This is a genomic window from Gordonia terrae, from assembly GCF_001698225.1.
GTDB lineage: Bacteria > Actinomycetota > Actinomycetes > Mycobacteriales > Mycobacteriaceae > Gordonia > Gordonia terrae.
In genome coordinates, this window is the sequence record NZ_CP016594.1 from 4,107,393 (window position 1) to 4,125,278 (window position 17,886).

Genomic DNA, 17,886 nt, shown 5'->3' on the forward strand with positions numbered 1-17,886 from the left:
TGGGAGCGTGTCGGGGACACAGTAACCTACGGAACCGTAGGTTGGCCTGCCGGCTCAGAGAAGTTCGAGCAGGAACGGCAGCTCCTGGGTTGCGTACCACGCGAGATCGAAGTCCTCGACATCACCGACGGCGAGTTCGGCGTCGAGGTCACCCATGTCGGCGGCGTCGATGACGACCACGGCCGCCCGGACCTTCGGCTCCGCCTCCTCGACGTCGACGTGAACCGATGCGATCGCCGACAGCGGGATCGGTCCGGAGACCTTGACCACCGCGTCGTCCAGGTCGGGGCGGGGCGTCACGTTCTCGACGTCGGCCGCGATCACCACCCGCCGAGGCGGCAGACGCGGGGTGTCCGCCGACTCGGTGACCGACTCGTCGGCGGCGAGTTCCGCCTCGGCATCGGTGTCACCGTCCTCCGGGGCCTCCCCGGCGAGCAGGCGGAGCGACGCGCGCGCCGCCTCGCGCAAGGCGACCTCGGACAGTTCTTCGTCGTCGCCGGAGACGAAGGCCTCGCGCAGCGCGGGCGTCAGCGCGAAGCCCGTGCCACCGAGCGGATGGAACTCGCCGTCGGCGTTGAGCCGCATCAGGATCGCCAACGTCGCCGGCAGGTACACCCTCATTCGTCAATTGCTCCCGTCGGCTCGCGGTAGGGCTGGCTCAACTCTTCGAAGGACTCGGACACGTAGTCGGCCATCGCCGGTAGATCGGCGATGACCCCGCGGTCGGCGACGAAGGCGAAGTGCAGATCGTCACGGTACTCGACGATGCTGATCGCCAGCGCACGCTGCGACACGAGGGTGGGAATCGAGAACGCCTGACACACCGGCGCGCCGAGCACGAACCGGTCCGGGACGGGGGCGGTACCCATCGCCACCGGCACGTTGTAGGCACGGCTGTTCAGTGACCGGAATGCGCGCGAACTGAACTCCGGGAACGGCACCACACCCAACTCGGGGAACAGCGGGCTCGGGCCGAGATTCATCCGACGGGAGGACTGCGCGTACCGGTCGGCGAGCCCGGCCACCTGGGCCAGTCGAACAGCCGGATTACTCTCTCCCACCGGAAGATCGGTGACGAAGCTGGGCCTGCCCACCCCGATCCAGCCGGGTTCCGACTCTGCCGCGTGTTCGACCCCCGGGTCGCGCGCGGACAGCGGGACGACGACGCGCACGGTGTCGGCGGGGACCTCGGCCGGGTCGAACGAGAGCATCCACCTGCGCATGACGCCGGAGATGATCGCGAGTTCGACGTCGTTGATGGTGCAGCCATGACGTTCGGCGACCTTCGCGCACCCGCGCCGCGGCAGCGTGACGGTGGTGAACGACCGGGTCGTCGTGCCCGCGTTGTTGAGTGGACTGCGCGGCGCGGAGTCGGACAGCTGCGACACCACATCCCCGACGCGTCGCACGGTGGTTCCGACGGCGGACCGCATCTCGGAGACGATCCCGTTGCCGTGCAGCACTGTGTCGACGAGATCTCCCGGACGCGCGAACGCCTCGGCGAGTGCACCGACCACGAGGTGGGTGCCACCCGGCGGCGAGCCCGGCATCCACAACTCTTCCGGCAGCGTGTCGGTCTGCTCGCTGCCGTCGCAGATGATCTCGCTGATCTCCCGGCTGCCCGCCTCGTCGATGAGGCACCGGTGCGACTTCGTGAGGATAGCGAGCCGGCCGTCGGCGAGGCCCTCGATGAGGTACATCTCCCACAGCGGCCGGGTGCGGTCGAGCGGCCGCGACATCACGCGCGCGACGAGGTCGTCGAGGTCGACAGTGCCGCCCGGTCGAGGCAGGCCGGCACGACGGATGTGGAAATTGATGTCGAAGTCGGGGTCGTCGACCCACACCGGGCGCGCCAGCCCGAGGGTCACCTCACGGACGACCTGCCGATACCGCGGGATGAGTTGCAGACGGTTCTCGACCAGAGACACCAGGCCCGCGTAGTCGAGGGTCGACTCGCGGGGCGTCTCACCGGCCGGGGCGTCGGAGTCGGTGACGGGAGACTCGCCCGAGGTGTTGTGTGCCGCCGTGGGATCGACGATCAGCAGAGCCCCGAGGTGGGTCGTCGACCGCGAATCGTCGAGGAAGTAGTACATCGCGTCGCGGGGCGACAGACGGGTGACCACCTCGCCGATCCTAGTCGGCGACGCTGATTCCCGTGGCCCGCGGACCCCGACGGCCCCGCGATGGCCTCCCGTCGACGAGCGTGGGGTCAGTTGAATTCCAGCGCGATCAGCTGCCAGCGGTACTCGACACGGCGCAGTGAGCCACGGCCGGCGGGTCCGGCGCCTCGGACCCGGATCGGCTTGCGCTCGATGCGCCCGGCGAACGCCCTGGTCCGTCCCCCGCCCTCATACGATCCGAACACCTCCGCGGCACTGGGATCGCACAACTGGACGTGCACCCGCCGCAGCACGTTCCCGGTCGGGACCTGCGTCGCGGCGGGCGCCGACGCCGCGGCGGCGTGTGCCTCGGGAACCCGGAAGGCGTCGTGCCGCACAAGCGCCGCGACCTGGTCGGCGACGGCCGGCGACACGACATCACCGAGATGTGTGACCGAGCGGCGACGGTCCACCACCTCGAACAACAGGCGGGACACCGCCACGGTGAAGCGGCGGGCCTCGGCGGCGGCCGACGCGGTCTTACGGGCCGAACCCGTGCCGGGTGTGGACGCCGGGAACGGACGGACGGTCGACGAGGGCGCGACGCCGGGCATGGCGGCCACCACCGGACCGGCCGGCTCGTACGGCGGGGCGGGACGAACCCGCACCCGTGGTGTCTGCATCGGCCCGGACACGTGCGGCCAGGACGTGCCGGCCGGGGCGGGTTCAGGACCCGTGAGGAGTGGGTGCATGCGACTTGGACGCACCAGGCGGCGTCCCGGTTCCCTATGGTCCGAAAAAAATCGCCGGCGGCCGGCCCCGGAGAACCAGGGCCGACCGCCGGCGGTCAGAACACGTGTCAGCGGCGCTGCTTCTTGGACTTCGGGGGCTTGGGCCGGGCCCCCTTGGTGGTCGCACGGGCCGCTGCGCGGCGCTCACGTCGGCTGGCGGATTCCGCGGCCCCCGAGAGCTCCTCTTCCTCGGAGTGCACGACCGTTCCGCCGCCCTCGCCCGGACCGGAGTACGTGACGGCCGGGTCACCCGACTGCGCCGGTGCCCGCAGGGCGGCCGGGGCCTGTGCACCGGACTCGGCCACCGGGGCCGCCGGCACGGGGGCCGGGGCGCCCGCGCCCACCGCCGCGCGCAGGTCGGCCGCGCTCGGGAGCGGCTGCTGCTGGGCCGGCTGCTCGGTCTGGACCTGGGCGTTGAACAGGATGGTCAGCGCCTCTTCCTTGAGGCCCTCGAGCATTCCGTGGAACATGTCGAAGCCCTCGCGCTGGTACTCGACGACCGGGTCACGCTGCGCCATCGAACGCAGGTGGATGCCCTCGCGCAGGTAATCCATCTCGTAGAGGTGGTCGCGCCACTTGCGGTCGAGCACGCTCAGCAACACACTGCGCTCGAGCTGGCGCATCGCGCCCTCGCCGGCGATCGAGTCGATCTGCTTCTCGCGGGCGTCGTATGCGGCACGAGCGTCGTCGACGAGCTTCTCGCGCAACTCCTCGGCCGAGATGTCATCGCGCTCACCGTATTCGGACTCGCCGACGACATCTTTCGGATCGAGTTCGATCGGATACAGCGCGCGCAGGGCCGACCACAGCTCGTCGAGATCCCAGTCCTCGGCATATCCCTCGGCCGTCGCGCCCTCGACATAGGCCCCGACGACATCGGAGACCATCTGCTTGACCTGCTCGTGGTGATCCTCGCCCTCGAGGATCGTGCGGCGCTCGGCGTAGATGACCTTGCGCTGCTCGTTCATCACCTCGTCGTACTTGAGGACGTTCTTGCGCATCTCGAAGTTCTGCTGCTCGACCTGCGTCTGAGCGCTACGGATGGCCTTGGTGACCATCTTGGCCTCGATCGGCACGTCGTCGGGCAGGCGGTTCATGATCGCCTCGAGCGCACCGCCGTTGAATCGGCGCATCAGTTCGTCGGCGACCGACAGGTAGAACCGCGACTCGCCCGGGTCGCCCTGGCGGCCCGAACGACCGCGCAGCTGGTTGTCGATACGACGCGACTCGTGGCGCTCGGTTCCGAGCACGTACAACCCGCCCGCCGCGCGGACCTCCTCGGCCTCCTTGGCCGCGCCGGTGCGCGCGACCTCGATGGCCTCGTCCCACGCGGCCTCGTACTCGTCGGGCGTCTGCACCGGGTCGAGTCCGGCCTTGCGCAGCCGGGTGTCGGCGATGATGTCGGGATTGCCGCCGAGCACCACGTCGGTACCACGACCGGCCATGTTGGTCGCGACGGTCACCGCACCGAGCCGGCCCGCCTCGGCGATGATCTGCGCCTCCTGCTCGTGGAACTTCGCGTTCAGGACGCTGTGCGGCACCTCGCGCTTCTTGAGCTGGCGCGACAGGTACTCCGAACGTTCGACGCTGGTCGTACCGATCAGGACCGGCTGGCCGGTCTCGTGGCGCTCGGTGACATCGTCGACCACGGCGGCGAACTTCGCCTCTTCGGTCTTGTAGATGAGGTCGCCCTGGTCCTTGCGGATCATCGGCTTGTTCGTCGGGATCGGCAGCACCCCGAGCTTGTAGATCTGGTCGAACTCGGCGGCCTCGGTCTCGGCGGTACCGGTCATACCGGACAGCTTCTCGTAGAGACGGAAGTAGTTCTGCAGCGTGATCGTGGCCAGCGTCTGGTTCTCGGCCTTGATCTCGACGCCCTCTTTCGCCTCGATGGCCTGGTGCAGACCCTCGTTGAAGCGACGACCGTCGAGCACACGCCCGGTGAACTCGTCGACGATCATGACGTTGCCGTTGCGGACGATGTAGTCCTTGTCCCGCTGGAACAGCTCCTTGACCTTGATCGCGTTGTTCAGGTAGCTGACCAGGGGCGAGTTGGCGGCCTCGTACAGATTGTCGATGCCGAGGCGATCCTCGACGAACTCGACGCCGGCCTCGTGGACGCCGACCGTCTTCTTCTTGATGTCCACCTCGTAGTGCACGTCGCGCTCGAGGAGCGGGGCGATCCGCGCGAACTCGGTGTACCACTTGCTCGACCCCTCGGCGGGACCGGAGATGATCAGCGGCGTCCGGGCCTCGTCGACCAGGATCGAGTCGACCTCGTCGACGATGGCGAACGCGTGACCGCGCTGGACGAGATCCTCGAGGGAATGCGCCATGTTGTCGCGCAGGTAGTCGAAGCCGAACTCGTTGTTGGTGCCGTAGGTGATGTCGGCGGCATAGGCCTCCCGACGCGCGGCCGAGCTCATCCCGGTCAGGATCACCGCGGTGTCCAGACCCAGGAACCGGTGCACGCGACCCATCCACTCGGAGTCGCGTTTGGCCAGGTAGTCGTTGACGGTGACGACGTGGACGCCGTCACCGGAGAGTGCGTTCAGGTACGCCGGGAGCACACAGGTGAGCGTCTTGCCCTCACCGGTCTTCATCTCGGCGATGTTCCCGTAGTGCAGCGCCGCGCCGCCCATGATCTGGACGTGGAAGTGCTTCTGGTCGAGGACGCGCCACGCGGCCTCACGGGCCACCGCGAACGCCTCGGGCAGCAGCTCGTCGAGCGACGCCCCGTCGGCGATCCGCTCCTTGAACTCGTCTGTCTTGGCGCGCAACTCGGCGTCGGTCAACGCCTCGACATCATCGGACAGCGCCTCGACGTGCGATGCGATCGCATCGAGTCGCTTGACCATGCGGCCTTCGCCGACACGCAACAGCTTGTTCAGCACCGTGGATCGAGTCCCTCACCTGTAGAAAACACACGGAATCCGGCCCGCGCGAACGCACAGACCGGATCCCATGGTAGCGAGGTGAGCTGAGCAGACCCTGATCGGACCGTCAGGTGGTCCCGAGTTCCTCGCTCGGGACCGACCCGGTGACCGCCGATCAGGGCCGCTCGGGGGTCACGTCAATCTGATGAGGCCGTAGTCGAAGGCATGCCTGCGGTAGACCACGGACGCCTTGTCGGTCTCCTTGTCGTGGAACAGGAAGAAGTCGTGGCCGACCAGTTCCATCTCGTAGAGCGCGTCGTCGACGGTCATCGGTACCGCGGTGTGCTCCTTGACGCGCACGATCTGGCCCGGCGTGTACTCCTCCACACCGTCGTCCCACCGTTCGGCCGTGTCGCCGGAGTCCGTCCCGGGATCACCGACGAGGCCGTCGACCGACAACTGGTTGTCGCGCAGGGGTGGCGCACCGATCTCGGTGGCCTCGGCGACCGAGAGCGGCCGACGGTTGCCGTGGTGGACACGCCTGCGGTCCTTGACGCGACGGAGTCGGGACTCGACCTTGTCCAGCGCGTGTTCGAGCGCGGCGTAGAAGTTCTCGCCACAGGCCTGCGCCCGTACGATCGGCCCCTTGCCCGTCGCGGTGATCTCCACCTGCTGACAGGACTTGGACTGTCTCCGGTTGCGTTCGTGGTTCAGCTCGACGTCGAATCGGTAGATGGTCGGATCGAAACGCTCGAGGCGAGCGAGTTTGTCGCCGACGTAGATGCGGTAGTGGTCGGGGATCTCGACGTTGCGGCCGCTGAACACGACCTTGGCTGTGGGTTCGGCGGGATCGTCGGATTCCACCGTTCCCGGTGGGCGGACGAAGGCGAACTCTGGATCGTAGGAATCGTTCTCGGCTGGCTGGCGGTCGGGCGCGAGGCCCTCCTCCACGGTCGGCCGTGGGTCGGCGGTCTTCGGTTCGCGCTGGCCTTTGCGGTGGATGACTGTGGACATTCAACTACCTCCTGAATTGTCCCGAAGCCGGTTGAGTCATCGTGATCTGTTGTCGCACTGATGATTCGAACGGCACCGAGGATGTGTCCATGTCAGCTGACAGCTGACACCCTGGCTACAGGGGCATCACCTCCCGGCAAAAGCGGTCGTGGCCGGCGCCGGCCTCGAGGGCCGCCGGCAACCTGCTGTACCCCCGACCGTAGCCGCAAGTTCCGGTATCGGCCACGTTTTGCGGCGCCGCGTCGGCATGTCGTGACGATCGGGGTACAAGGTCCCGGCCGAGCCCCCGCGCCGGTTGTCCACAGCCTCGGCCGGGGCCCGCCGCACCGGATCGGGTTGGTCTACCGTCGGCGGGTGACACGGCGGTGGGGGATCTTCCGTGCCGGGGCCGATCTCGTGCTCCCGGTCCTGTGCGGTGGGTGCCGGCGCCCGGGGACCCGATGGTGCCCGCGGTGCGAACACGCTCTGTCCGACGTTCCGATCGCCGCCCGTCCACGGGTCGAGCCGGGCGTCGCCGTGTGGGCGCTCGGCCGTTATCGGGGTCCGCACCGGCAGGCGATCATCGAGATCAAGGAACACGACCGCCGAGACCTCGCGCGCCCGCTCGGCACCGCACTCGCCCGCGGCATCCGCGTGCTCGCCGGCTGGGGCGAGCTCCCCGACGCCGACCGGATGCTGTTGATCCCGGCCCCCACACGCCGGATGACCGCGCGCCGGCGGGGTGGCGACCCGGTCACCGCGGTGGCGTCGTATGCCGCGCCGGTCCTGGGCCGACGCGTACGCGTGGCACCGCTTCTGAGGACGGCGGCGACCGCACGGGATTCCGCCGGACTCGATGCCCGGGCCCGTGCCCAGAACCTTCGCGGTGCGGTGCGACTACACGCTGGCGGCCCGCCGACCCGAGGGACGACCGCCATCCTGGTCGACGACGTACTGACCACCGGCGCGACCGCGGCCGAGTCGGTACGCGTGCTGTCCGAGAACGGGATCGACGTCGTCGCGGTCGTGGTGCTGGCCGCTGCCTGAGGACCGTTCTCGACCCGGGTCTCGCCGCGTCGAGCGCACCGGCCGAGGTCGCATGCGTTCTCGATCCGACCGGCGGCCGCAGAGACCGTCTGCCGATCAGGGCAGGACGGGGATCGCGCCGTCGATCATCGCCGGCTCGACCTCGGTCCAATACTGGTCGGGCTGTCCGTTGCTGCTGCCCAGACGGAGGACCCCGCGCTGATCACCGACGTAGATCGTGGACGTGTTGGCGACCACTGCCCGCACCGGCGGTGACACGTTGCCGCTCAGCAGGCCCACTGCCGGGGTGCCGTCGATCGACAGCTGCACGACCGGCGACTCCGGCGCCTCGCGCGCGATCATCAATGTCGTCGGCGACGCCCAGTCCACCGAGACCGCACGGTTGCCGATGTTGTAGGCGGCTATCCGTGGACTCGTCAGCGACACCCCGCCCTCGGCGTTGGTCGACAGGACGGCGAAGACGATCTGTCCCCCGACCACGAGGGCGGCGCGCACCCCGTCCGGCGCCACCTGCATCTCGGTGATCGCACCGCGGGCCACCGTCGGGATCGACGACGCCTCGACGGGCACCGTCTGGGTACCGTCGTCGTCGCGTTGCCACTGGATCGGCTTGCCGTCGACCACGACCCAGACCGTGTTCTCGTCGGCGCCGAAGGACGGACGGGTGATCGAGGAGCCGCCGACGATCGGACCGATGTCGCCGCCGTAGTCGCCGATCACCAACTCGAGCCTGCGATCGGGCCCGGACAGGCCGCGGACCGCCGCGACCCGCGCCCCGTTGTCGGAGATGGTCGCCGAACGCACATCGCGAGCGGTACCCAACGGCCCCTGAACGGGCACCGTCGCGGTGTCCGTCACCGCGCGCAGGGCTCCGCCGGTGATGATGTTCAGCCCGACATCGGTGGTGGGCACGGAGTTGGGGTCGAAGGCCCGGACGTCGGCGGTCTGCCATCCGGAGGCCCGCTCGGCGGCCAGCGGGGCACCGTCGGCGTCGATGACATAGGGGCCGGAGATGTCGGCGCCGTCGAGGGTCCAGATGATCTGGGCGGCGAGCACGGCGCGATCACGGGCCGGCGCGCTCCCGATGCCGTCGAGGTCCACCCGCACCCCGCCGCCGGCGAGACCCACGACCGGGCCCCGCAGCGCGGCGTCGTTGGGGAAGCCGCTGTCCACAGCCGCCGCCAGATCCGAGGCGGGGCCGGCGATCAGACGGTTGACCAGGACGGTGGGGTCGGTGGCCTGGCCGGCATAGAGCCAGCGCGGGTCGGGCACCAGTCGGCGCCCGGTTCGGTCGCTGAAGTACAGCGAGACCGGGCGGTAGGTGTTGTCGAACTGGTCGCGGTCGATCATCGTTCCGCTCGGCAACGGACCATCGATCCGCCACTGATCACCGGATCGCGTGAGGCTGATGCTCGTCTCCACCCGCCCCGACGCCGGGAGCAGCTGACCGTCGGACTTGAGGGTCCCGACGTTGTCGCCGATCAGCCGCATCCGCACCGAGTCCTCGTTGCGCTGGTCGACGAAGGTGTTGATCTCGTCGACGATGAGCGCGTCGCCGCGATCGTCCCATTGCTGGGAGGCGACCGGGGTCAGGAATGCCCGGGCTGCACGATGAGCCGAGTCGGGATCGACCGTGGACTTGAGGAAGGCCCGCACCAGCGCCTCGGGGTCCATGTCGGCCTGCGGCACCGGGACCGCGTTGGTGGCGCCCTCCCGCTCGAACGACTTGATGGGTTGCGGCGAGGAGTCGTTGGGGATCGCGCCGCATGCGGCGACCACGAGGAGCGCCGCGACGGCCAACGCCAGCGCGAGAACACCGCGGGCCGACCGGGGTGATCGGTTCATTCCGCACCCACCCCCGGGCTGCCCGGAGCGCGGCCGGACGTCTTGGGCCCGGACGTGCGCTGCAGCGTGCCCACCGACTTCAGCGGCAGCGGGGAGCCCAGGACCTTGTGCCCGCGCACGAGCGGCAGGGTCAGCCGGAAGCACGCACCCTTGCCCGGCTCGCCCCAGGCCTCGAGCCTCCCCTGGTGCAGGCGCGCGTCCTCGATGCTGATCGCCAACCCGAGACCGGTACCGCCCGAGCGCCGGAACCGCGACGGGTCGGAACGCCAGAATCGGTTGAACACCAGCTTCTCTTCCCCCGGACGCAGTCCGATGCCCTGATCGCGCACGGTGATCGCCACCGCGTCACCATCCGAACGCATGGTCAGCGTCACCGGTTTCCGTTCACCGTGGTCGATGGCATTGGCGAGGAGGTTCCGCAGGATGCGCTCGACGCGACGCGGGTCGATCTCGGCGAGGACCGGTTCGGCAGGCAGGTCGAGGACGAGCTCGGTGCCGGTCTCCTCGGCCAGATGACCGACCGTGGCGAGGGCGCCGTCGATCGGGATCGCCATGTCCATGCGTTCGGCGGCCAGTTCGGCCATGCCTGCGTCGTGGCGCGAGATCTCCAGCAATTCGTTGAGCAGCGTCTCGAAACGGTCGAGCTCCTTGTCGAGCAACTCCACCGACCGCTTGCGGACGGGGTCGAGATCCTCGCGGCCCTCGTAGAGCACGTCCGAGGCCATCCGCACCGTGGTGAGCGGGGTGCGCAGCTCGTGACTGACGTCGGAGGTGAACTGGCGCTGCAGCCCGCCGAACTCCTCGAGATGGGTGATCTGTTTGGACAGACTCTCGGCCATGTCGTTGAACGACATCGCGAGCCGGGCCATGTCGTCCTCACCGCGGACCGGCATCCGCTCCTTGAGTCGGCCATCGGCGAACCGCACCGCGATCCGCGACGCCGACCGCACCGGGATGACGACCTGCCGCGAGACGAGCCAGGCGATCGCGGCCAGCAGACCGAGCAGCACGATGCTGCCGGTCAGCAGGGTGCCGCGGACCAGATCGAGCGTGTTCTGTTCGGCGGTCAGCGGGAAGACGAGGTACAGCTCGAGGCCGGGCACCGAGGCGTTCGTGGGACTGCCGACGATCAACGCGGGCGCCCGCCCGCCCGTCCCGTCGGGGACCTGGGTGTACTGGTAGGCCACCTGCCCGCCGCGCACCATGTCACGCAGGTTCGACGGGACCTCGGCGGTCGGTCCGACACCGCTCGCGACCCCGTTGTCGGAGCCTCCCGGCACCAGCAGCACGGTGTCGAAGGCACCGACCGCGCCCGACGCCTGGCCGGTGTCGGCATCTCGGTCGGTGAGCAGCGATCGCGTCTGGCGCAGTCGGTTCTGCACCGACATGTTCCCCGCACCGCTCGAGAGGTCACGTTCCACGGAGATGCGGGCCCGGTCGATCTCCTCGGTCGCCGCGGCCAGCTTGACGTCGAGCAGCCGGTCGGTGATCTGGGTGACCAGAACGAAGCCGAGGATGAGGAGCACGACGACCGACAGCACCAACGTGGACACGACGACCCGCAACTGCAGCGAGCGCCGCCAGATGTGCCCGAAGGCACGTCCGACAGCGCCGGCGGTGCGGGTGAAGCGTCCGAGAGTGCTGTTGACCCGTCGTCGAGATCGACCGATCACGGCGGGCCGGCCTTGTAGCCGACCCCCCTCACCGTCAGGACGACCTCGGGATTCTCCGGGTCGGTTTCGACCTTGGCGCGTAACCGCTGGACATGCACGTTGACGAGTCTAGTGTCCGCCGGATGCCGGTATCCCCACACCTGTTCCAGGAGGACATCGCGGGTGAAGACCTGACGGGGCTTGCGCGCCAGCGCCACCAGCAGGTCGAACTCGAGGGGGGTCAGCGAGATCGGCACGCCGTCGCGCGTGACCTTGTGCGCCGGGACGTCGATCTCCACCGGCCCGATCGACAGCAGCTCGGCGGGTTCCTCGTCGGTCCGGCGCAGTCGCGCGCGCACTCGGGCGACGAGTTCCTTGGGCTTGAACGGCTTGACCATGTAGTCGTCGGCGCCGGACTCGAGTCCCAGCACCACGTCGACGGTGTCGGACTTCGCGGTCAGCATCACGATGGGCACACCGGAGTCGGCGCGGAGCACTCGGCACACATCGATGCCGTTCATGCCGGGCAGCATGAGGTCGAGGAGTACGAGATCGGGTCGGATCTCCCGGACGGCGGTCAGAGCCTGTGTGCCGTCGCCCACCACGAAGGGCTCGAAACCCTCGCCGCGCAGCACGATCGTCAGCATCTCGGCGAGCGCGGCGTCGTCGTCCACGACAAGGATGCGGGGCTTCATGATGTCAATGGTGACATCACCGTGATGAAACCGTGGTGATCGACGCGCCGGGACGGACGTTCCGACCCGATCGGTCCCACCCCCTAGACTCCCCCGCGTGGGTCAATTGATAGCCGTCGAAGGACTCGACGGCGCCGGGAAGAACACGTTGGTCACCGGTTTGATCGATCGGTGGTCGGCGGCCGGACTGCGGGTCGCGACCTTCACGTTCCCGCGCTACGGCCGGTCGGCAACCGCTGACATCGCCGCCGAGGCCCTGCACGGTTCGCACGGTGATCTCAGCGACAGCGTGTACGCCATGGCCTTGCTCTTCGCGCTCGACCGAGCCGGCGCGGTCGATGACATCGCGGCCGCGACCGACGCCCACGACATCGTGATCCTCGACCGCTATGTCGCGTCCAACGCCGCATACAACGCGGCGCGGCTCGACCAGGACGCCGCCGGTGAGGTCGTGCGCTGGGTAGTCGACCTGGAATTCGGACGATTCGGCATGCCCGTCCCCGACCGCCACGTACTGCTCGGGGTCTCCCCCGAGGTCGCGATGCAGCGCGCCGCGGCGCGGGCCGAGCGGGATGCGACACGTGCCCGGGACACCTACGAACGGGACGAAGCGCTTCAGCGTCGCGTCGACGCCGTGTACCGCGACCTCGCCGACGCCGCGTGGATGTCACCCTGGTACCGCTACGACGGCGAGAACATCCAGGACCTGGCCCACCATCTGAGCGCAGGCCGGACGACACCGACCGAATGACTCGATCGATGCTCCCGTCGCGCGGTTTCGATAGCCTTGGACCAACGATTCGGAAGGCGTTCCATGACCTATCAGCCACCTCCACCTGGTGGCGGGCCGTCGCCCTACGGCCCACCCGGCCCCGGTCAGCAGGGTCCCGGTCAGCAGGGTCCGGGACGTCCGTATCCCGGTCCGCCCGGGCCCCGCGGGTACGGCCCCCCACCCGGCCGCGGCCCGGTGCCGCCACCCGGCGCTCCGTATGGCCGTCCGCCGTTCGCTCCCGGACAATACGGGCCGCCCGCGCTCGCCCCGGGCTTCGGCGGTCCGCCCGGGCCACCACCGCCGCCCCGCCGCAACACCGGGGTGATCGTCGCGTGGGTGCTCGGCGGCGTCGCGGTCGTCGCGGTGATCGCGCTCGTGGTGACGGTCGTGGCGACCAGATCGTCGTCGGAGGACTCCGCGGTTGCCGGCACGTCGAGCCCCTCATCCGCCCCGACCTCGACCACGAGCGACCCCTCGCCGAGCGGGACCGGATCGGAGCCGGGGTCGACCGACTACACGGCGCTGGCCGAGATCCGCTCCGCGTTGCTCGCCTACATCACGGCACACAACGCGCGCGACGTCGGCCGGATGCGCGCCGCGGTGTGCACCCAATCCCGCGATCGGGTCACCGAGGCACCACCCGCCGACGGCGGCGACATCGTCCTCGACGGTTTCCTCGACACGGCCTTCGACGGCAACGTCGCCCAGTCCGAGGTCGTGTCTCACCTCGAGAAGGGCACGGAGAGAACGGCTTCGGAGAAGTCGAGGGAACGGTTCCTCAAGGAGCAGGGTTCGTGGATCTACTGCCCCGACGCCGAACCCGACATCGGCACCTGACCACATCCGTACCTGACCGCACCCGCACCATCCGACACCGGCACCATACGACAAGGGGCGTCCCACCTCGGTGGGACGCCCCTTGTGTCGTTGACGATCAGTAGCGGTAATGCTCGGGCTTGTAGGGGCCCTCGACGTCGACGTTGATGTACTCGGCCTGCTCCTTGGTGAGCTTGGTGAGCGTGCCGCCGAGTGCCTCGACGTGGATGCGCGCGACCTTCTCGTCGAGGTGCTTGGGCAGACGGTAGACCTCGTTGTCGTACTCGTCGTTCTTCGTCCACAGCTCGATCTGCGCGATCACCTGGTTCGAGAAGCTGTTGCTCATCACGAACGACGGGTGGCCGGTCGCATTGCCGAGGTTGAGCAGGCGCCCCTCGGACAGCACGATGATCGACTTGCCGTTCTCGAAGATCCACTGGTCGACCTGCGGCTTGACGGTGATGCGCTTGGCACCCGACCGCTCGAGCCCGGCCATGTCGATCTCGTTGTCGAAGTGACCGATGTTGCCGAGGATCGCCTGGTGCTTCATCGCCCGCATGTGCTCGAGGGTGATGATGCCGAGGTTGCCGGTCGAGGTGATGACGATGTCGGCGTTGCCGATCGCGTCCTCGACGGTGACGACGTCGAAGCCGTCCATGAGCGCCTGCAGTGCGTTGATCGGGTCGATCTCGGTGACCTGGACACGGGCGCCCTGGCCGGCGAGCGACTCCGCGCATCCCTTGCCCACGTCGCCGTAACCGCAGATCAGCACCTTCTTGCCGCCGATGAGGACGTCGGTGCCGCGGTTGATGCCGTCGATCAGCGAGTGCCGGGTCCCGTACTTGTTGTCGAACTTCGACTTGGTGACGGAGTCGTTGACGTTGATCGCCGGGAAGGCGAGATCGCCGGCGGCGGCGAACTGGTACAGGCGCAGAACGCCGGTGGTGGTCTCCTCGGTGACGCCCTGGACCGATTCGGCGATCGCGGTCCACTTGCCCTTGTCGGTCTCGAAGCGCTTGCGCAACAGTTCGAGGAACACCTTGTACTCGGCCGGATGATCGTCCTCGGCGGGCGGGACCACGCCGGCCTTCTCGAATTCGGCGCCGCGCAGCACGAGCATCGTCGCGTCACCGCCGTCGTCGAGGATCATGTTCGCCGGTTCACCCGGCCAGGTCAGCATCTCCTCGGCCGCCCACCAGTACTCCTCCAGGGTCTCGCCCTTCCAGGCGAAGACCGGCACACCCTTCGGCTCTTCCGGGGTGCCATTCGGGCCCACCACGATCGCCGCTGCGGCGTGGTCCTGGGTGGAGAAGATGTTGCACGACGCCCAGCGGACCTCGGCGCCGAGCGCGGTCAGGGTCTCGATGAGAACGGCGGTCTGCACGGTCATGTGCAGCGAGCCGGAGATCCGAGCCCCCCTGAGCGGCAACACGTCTGCATACTCGCGTCGCAGTTCCATGAGTCCGGGCATCTCGTGCTCGGCGAGCTCGATCTCCTTGCGGCCGAAGTCCGCGAGGGACAGGTCGGCAACCTTGTAGTCGATTCCGTTGCGGCTGTCGGCCTTCAGCTCGTCCTGAGCAGTCGTCATCTGATCCCCTTGTCGTTCGCGTCGGGCGCCTGATGATGCAGGCGCGAATGCGTTCGATCCAGGCTATCGGAACGACCGGCCGGTTCCGAGGGGCAGGGGCGTCGGATTCAGCTACCGCGCGCGGGACCGTCGTCGGCGGCGACCCCGTGGGCAGACGCATCGACCTCGCCCACCAGCTCCCCGCGCTCCCGCCGCGCGAAGACCGACTTGCGATAGCCGTAGGCGAAGTACACGACGACGCCGAGGACCATCCACACGACGAACCGGATCCAGGTCTCGACCGACAGGTTCAGCATCAGCCACAGGCACGCGAGGATCGACAGGATCGGTACCAGCGGGACGAGCGGCACGCGGAAGCCACGCTCGAGATCGGGCCGGGTCCGGCGCAGGACGATGACTCCGACACTCACCAGCACGAAGGCGAAGAGCGTGCCGATGTTGACCATCTCCTCGAGCGTCCCCATCGGGAAGAAGGCCGCGAGCACGCCCGAGACGACACCGACCAGGATGGTGAATCGCACGGGGGTCCCGCGCTTGCCCGTACGGGCCAGCGATCGGGGCAGCAGGCCGTCGCGGGCCATCGCGAATCCGACGCGGGTCTGGCCGAGCATCAGCACCATGACGACCGTCGTCAGACCGGCGAGGGCACCGAGGTTGATGACCCAGCCGGCCCAGGTCACCCCGTGATACTCGAACGCGGTGGTGAGGGTCGACCCGGACACCTCACCGGTCGCCGGGTCCGTCTTGTCGGCCAGCTCCGGGTACGGAACCATGCCGGAGACGACCAGGCTGACGCCGACGTAGAGAACGGTCACGATCGCCAGGGATCCGAGGATGCCGCGGGGCATGGCCTTCTGCGGATTCTTGGTCTCTTCGGCGGTGGTCGCCACGACGTCGAAACCGATGAAGGCGAAAAACACCAGCGACGCGGCGGCGAGCAGGCCGTACCACCCGAAGGTGCTGCCCTCGGCACCCGTGATCGCCGAGAACAGCGTCTGGTGCAGACCCGACTCGCCTTCGGCCGGCGGAGCAGCGGGGGGTACGAACGGGTCGTAGTTCTTCGCCGAGATGTAGAAGGCGCCGACAACGATGACGAGCAGGACGACGAAGACCTTGATCGTCGTGATGACGAGCGACACCCGCGACGACAACTTGGTTCCGAGGGCGAGCAGGACCGTCAAGACCGCGATGAGCAGGACCGCACCCCAGTCGAAACTGATGGAGTCGGTGATCTCGATGGATGCCGACGTCCCGAGGATGTTGCCCAGGTAGAGGGACCACCCCTTGGCGACCACGGACGCCGCCAACGCGAACTCCAGGATCAGGTCCCACCCGATGATCCAGGCGATGAATTCGCCGAAGGTCGCGAAGGTGAAGGTGTACGCACTACCGGCGACCGGCACCGTCGATGCGAATTCGGCATAACAGAGGGCGGCGAGTCCGCACGCGATGGCGGCCAGCACGAAGGCCAACGACACCGAGGGCCCGGCGAGATTGCCCGCCGTGCGCGCGGTGAGAGTGAAGATTCCGGCGCCGACCACGACGGCCACACCGAAGACGGTCAGATCCCACGAGGTGAGGTCTTTGCGGAGTTTGGTATCGGGTTCGTCGGTGTCGGTGATCGATTGCTCGACCGACTTGACGCGCCTGAACGGGCTACTCATCGGGTCCTCCCATGGTCCGGCGGAACCAGAGTCACTGGCCCACCCGCGGTCGTGCGACGAGGACGAACTCGCCTGGAGCGAATGCCTACGCTATCCGAACGATGTTCGGATCGAAGCACATCCGCAAAGGCGTGTCAGTCGACGTGCGAAGCACCTTTCCCAGTTGCCCGACACCGGAAACCTCGGAACGGCTCCTGACCGACGCCGTTGTGCCCGCCCTGGGAGGCGGGCGAAGCGAACGGGGACCCTTTCGGGCGCGGTGCCCGGGAGGGTCCCCGCCTGGCGTCTGGACAGTGCGAGGGTTCGGCGGTCAGACGAGACCGCGGAAACCCGTTCCGATCGCTGCGTCGGTGTCCTGCATGACGCGGCTGGCGTTGCTCACACCCTGCTCGAGCGAGGTCAGCGAGTCACGAGACTGGGTGAAGATTCGATCGAACGCGCCCTGCGCGTCGACGTAGGCAGCCTTGGCCTGCTGCGAGTTCCAGTTCCCGTCGAGCGCGGCGACCTGCGCCTTGAGCTGAGAGTTGAGGTCCTCGAGCTGGGTGAAGGCAGCCCGGAGGCCGCCGCTGAGATCGCCGAGAGCGGCGAAGTCGTAATTGATCGAGCCGTTCATGGATGTTCCTTTCGCAGAACGTGGAGTTGAGAAGGCAGGCCGTGGTCAGACGCCGGTGTCAGACGCTGGTGCTCAATCCGCGCGCCGCAGCCGCGTCCTGGTCCTCGTAGCCGGCGAAGCCGTTGGTGAGCTGGGTCTTGATCTGCTCCAGCAGCTGGTTCATCGTCAGCGCGGCCTTGTTCCAGTCGGTGTGCGTTCCGTCGAACGCGACGCCGGCCGAGCCCTGCCATGTCGGCGTCGCATTGCCGGCGTGCTGCGCGATCTGGTTGATGACAGCCTTCATGTCCTCGACGAGACTGCCGACCTTGGCTGCGGTGGCCTGTCCGTCCGCGACGTTCACGGTGACGCCGGCGCCGCCGCCTGCTCCGGGCAAGTTCAGCATGAGTGCTCCTCCTGTGTAACGGCACCGTCTGGCGATGCCCCCGTTGGTATCCG

Annotated in this window: 15 protein-coding genes; 3 read left to right on the top strand and 12 right to left on the bottom strand. The window is 68.4% G+C overall.

Annotation, left to right across the window (positions count from 1 at the left end; genetic code table 11):
- Nucleotides 1-54 precede the first annotated feature (54 nt).
- The 5 genes from BCM27_RS18465 to hpf all read right to left on the bottom strand — a co-directional run bounded on the left by BCM27_RS18465 (nt 55) and on the right by hpf (nt 6,780).
- The gene (locus BCM27_RS18465) at nt 55-621 is read right to left on the bottom strand and encodes a DUF6912 family protein (protein ID WP_004023505.1); all 567 of its coding nucleotides are present in this window, start codon (nt 619-621) and stop codon (nt 55-57) included.
- Nucleotides 618-2,123 (bottom strand): wax ester/triacylglycerol synthase domain-containing protein, encoded by a 1,506-nt coding sequence (locus BCM27_RS18470; protein ID WP_004023506.1) that lies wholly within the window; start codon nt 2,121-2,123, stop codon nt 618-620. Before BCM27_RS18470 ends, BCM27_RS18465 begins: the two co-directional genes overlap by 4 nt.
- An 86-nt stretch (nt 2,124-2,209) precedes the next feature.
- Nucleotides 2,210-2,782 carry an Rv3235 family protein gene (locus BCM27_RS18475; RefSeq protein ID WP_004023507.1) on the bottom strand — a complete coding sequence of 191 codons (573 nt, stop codon included), beginning with the start codon at nt 2,780-2,782 and terminating at the stop codon, nt 2,210-2,212.
- Between the two features lie 176 nt (nt 2,783-2,958).
- On the bottom strand, nt 2,959-5,784 hold the full coding sequence (gene secA / locus BCM27_RS18480) for a preprotein translocase subunit SecA (RefSeq protein WP_004023508.1): 2,826 nt from the start codon (nt 5,782-5,784) through the stop codon (nt 2,959-2,961).
- A gap of 174 nt (nt 5,785-5,958) precedes the next feature.
- Nucleotides 5,959-6,780 carry a ribosome hibernation-promoting factor, HPF/YfiA family gene (hpf, locus tag BCM27_RS18485; RefSeq protein WP_004023509.1) on the bottom strand — a complete coding sequence of 274 codons (822 nt, stop codon included), beginning with the start codon at nt 6,778-6,780 and terminating at the stop codon, nt 5,959-5,961.
- A 354-nt stretch (nt 6,781-7,134) separates the two neighbouring features.
- Between hpf and BCM27_RS18490 the strand changes: the two genes are divergently transcribed.
- Nucleotides 7,135-7,806: a ComF family protein gene (locus BCM27_RS18490; protein ID WP_033205143.1), complete on the top strand. Its 672-nt coding sequence runs from the start codon at nt 7,135-7,137 to the stop codon at nt 7,804-7,806.
- Between the two features lie 96 nt (nt 7,807-7,902).
- On the opposite strand, the gene lpqB is transcribed toward BCM27_RS18490, so the two are convergent.
- Genes lpqB through mtrA form a run of 3 tightly spaced genes read right to left on the bottom strand, consistent with a single transcriptional unit; the run spans nt 7,903 to nt 12,007 of the window.
- The gene (gene lpqB / locus BCM27_RS18495) at nt 7,903-9,651 is read right to left on the bottom strand and encodes an MtrAB system accessory lipoprotein LpqB (protein WP_004023511.1); all 1,749 of its coding nucleotides are present in this window, start codon (nt 9,649-9,651) and stop codon (nt 7,903-7,905) included.
- Nucleotides 9,648-11,324, bottom strand: coding sequence for an MtrAB system histidine kinase MtrB (mtrB, locus tag BCM27_RS18500; protein ID WP_004023512.1), 1,677 nt, complete (start codon nt 11,322-11,324; stop codon nt 9,648-9,650). The genes lpqB and mtrB overlap by 4 nt, the downstream gene beginning before the upstream one ends.
- Complete coding sequence (gene mtrA, locus BCM27_RS18505; protein ID WP_081487056.1) at nt 11,321-12,007, bottom strand: MtrAB system response regulator MtrA; 687 nt, start codon at nt 12,005-12,007, stop codon at nt 11,321-11,323. The genes mtrB and mtrA overlap by 4 nt, the downstream gene beginning before the upstream one ends.
- A gap of 88 nt (nt 12,008-12,095) precedes the next feature.
- Here mtrA and BCM27_RS18510 point away from each other — a divergent pair, with 88 nt between their 5' ends.
- Nucleotides 12,096-12,749: a dTMP kinase gene (locus tag BCM27_RS18510; RefSeq protein ID WP_004023514.1), complete on the top strand. Its 654-nt coding sequence runs from the start codon at nt 12,096-12,098 to the stop codon at nt 12,747-12,749.
- A gap of 63 nt (nt 12,750-12,812) precedes the next feature.
- Nucleotides 12,813-13,607 carry a hypothetical protein gene (locus tag BCM27_RS25815; RefSeq protein WP_004023515.1) on the top strand — a complete coding sequence of 265 codons (795 nt, stop codon included), beginning with the start codon at nt 12,813-12,815 and terminating at the stop codon, nt 13,605-13,607.
- A gap of 97 nt (nt 13,608-13,704) precedes the next feature.
- On the opposite strand, the gene ahcY is transcribed toward BCM27_RS25815, so the two are convergent.
- From ahcY to BCM27_RS18535, 4 genes are all read right to left on the bottom strand, one after another.
- The gene (gene ahcY / locus BCM27_RS18520) at nt 13,705-15,174 is read right to left on the bottom strand and encodes an adenosylhomocysteinase (protein ID WP_004023516.1); all 1,470 of its coding nucleotides are present in this window, start codon (nt 15,172-15,174) and stop codon (nt 13,705-13,707) included.
- A 107-nt stretch (nt 15,175-15,281) separates the two neighbouring features.
- Nucleotides 15,282-16,838, bottom strand: coding sequence for an amino acid permease (locus BCM27_RS18525; protein WP_004023517.1), 1,557 nt, complete (start codon nt 16,836-16,838; stop codon nt 15,282-15,284).
- A 310-nt stretch (nt 16,839-17,148) separates the two neighbouring features.
- Entirely contained in the window at nt 17,149-17,451 is a 303-nt protein-coding gene (locus tag BCM27_RS18530) for a WXG100 family type VII secretion target (RefSeq protein WP_004023518.1), read from the bottom strand.
- Between the two features lie 58 nt (nt 17,452-17,509).
- Nucleotides 17,510-17,833, bottom strand: a complete 324-nt coding sequence (locus BCM27_RS18535) for a WXG100 family type VII secretion target (RefSeq protein WP_004023519.1) — start codon at nt 17,831-17,833, stop codon at nt 17,510-17,512.
- Nucleotides 17,834-17,886: the final 53 nt, after the last annotated feature.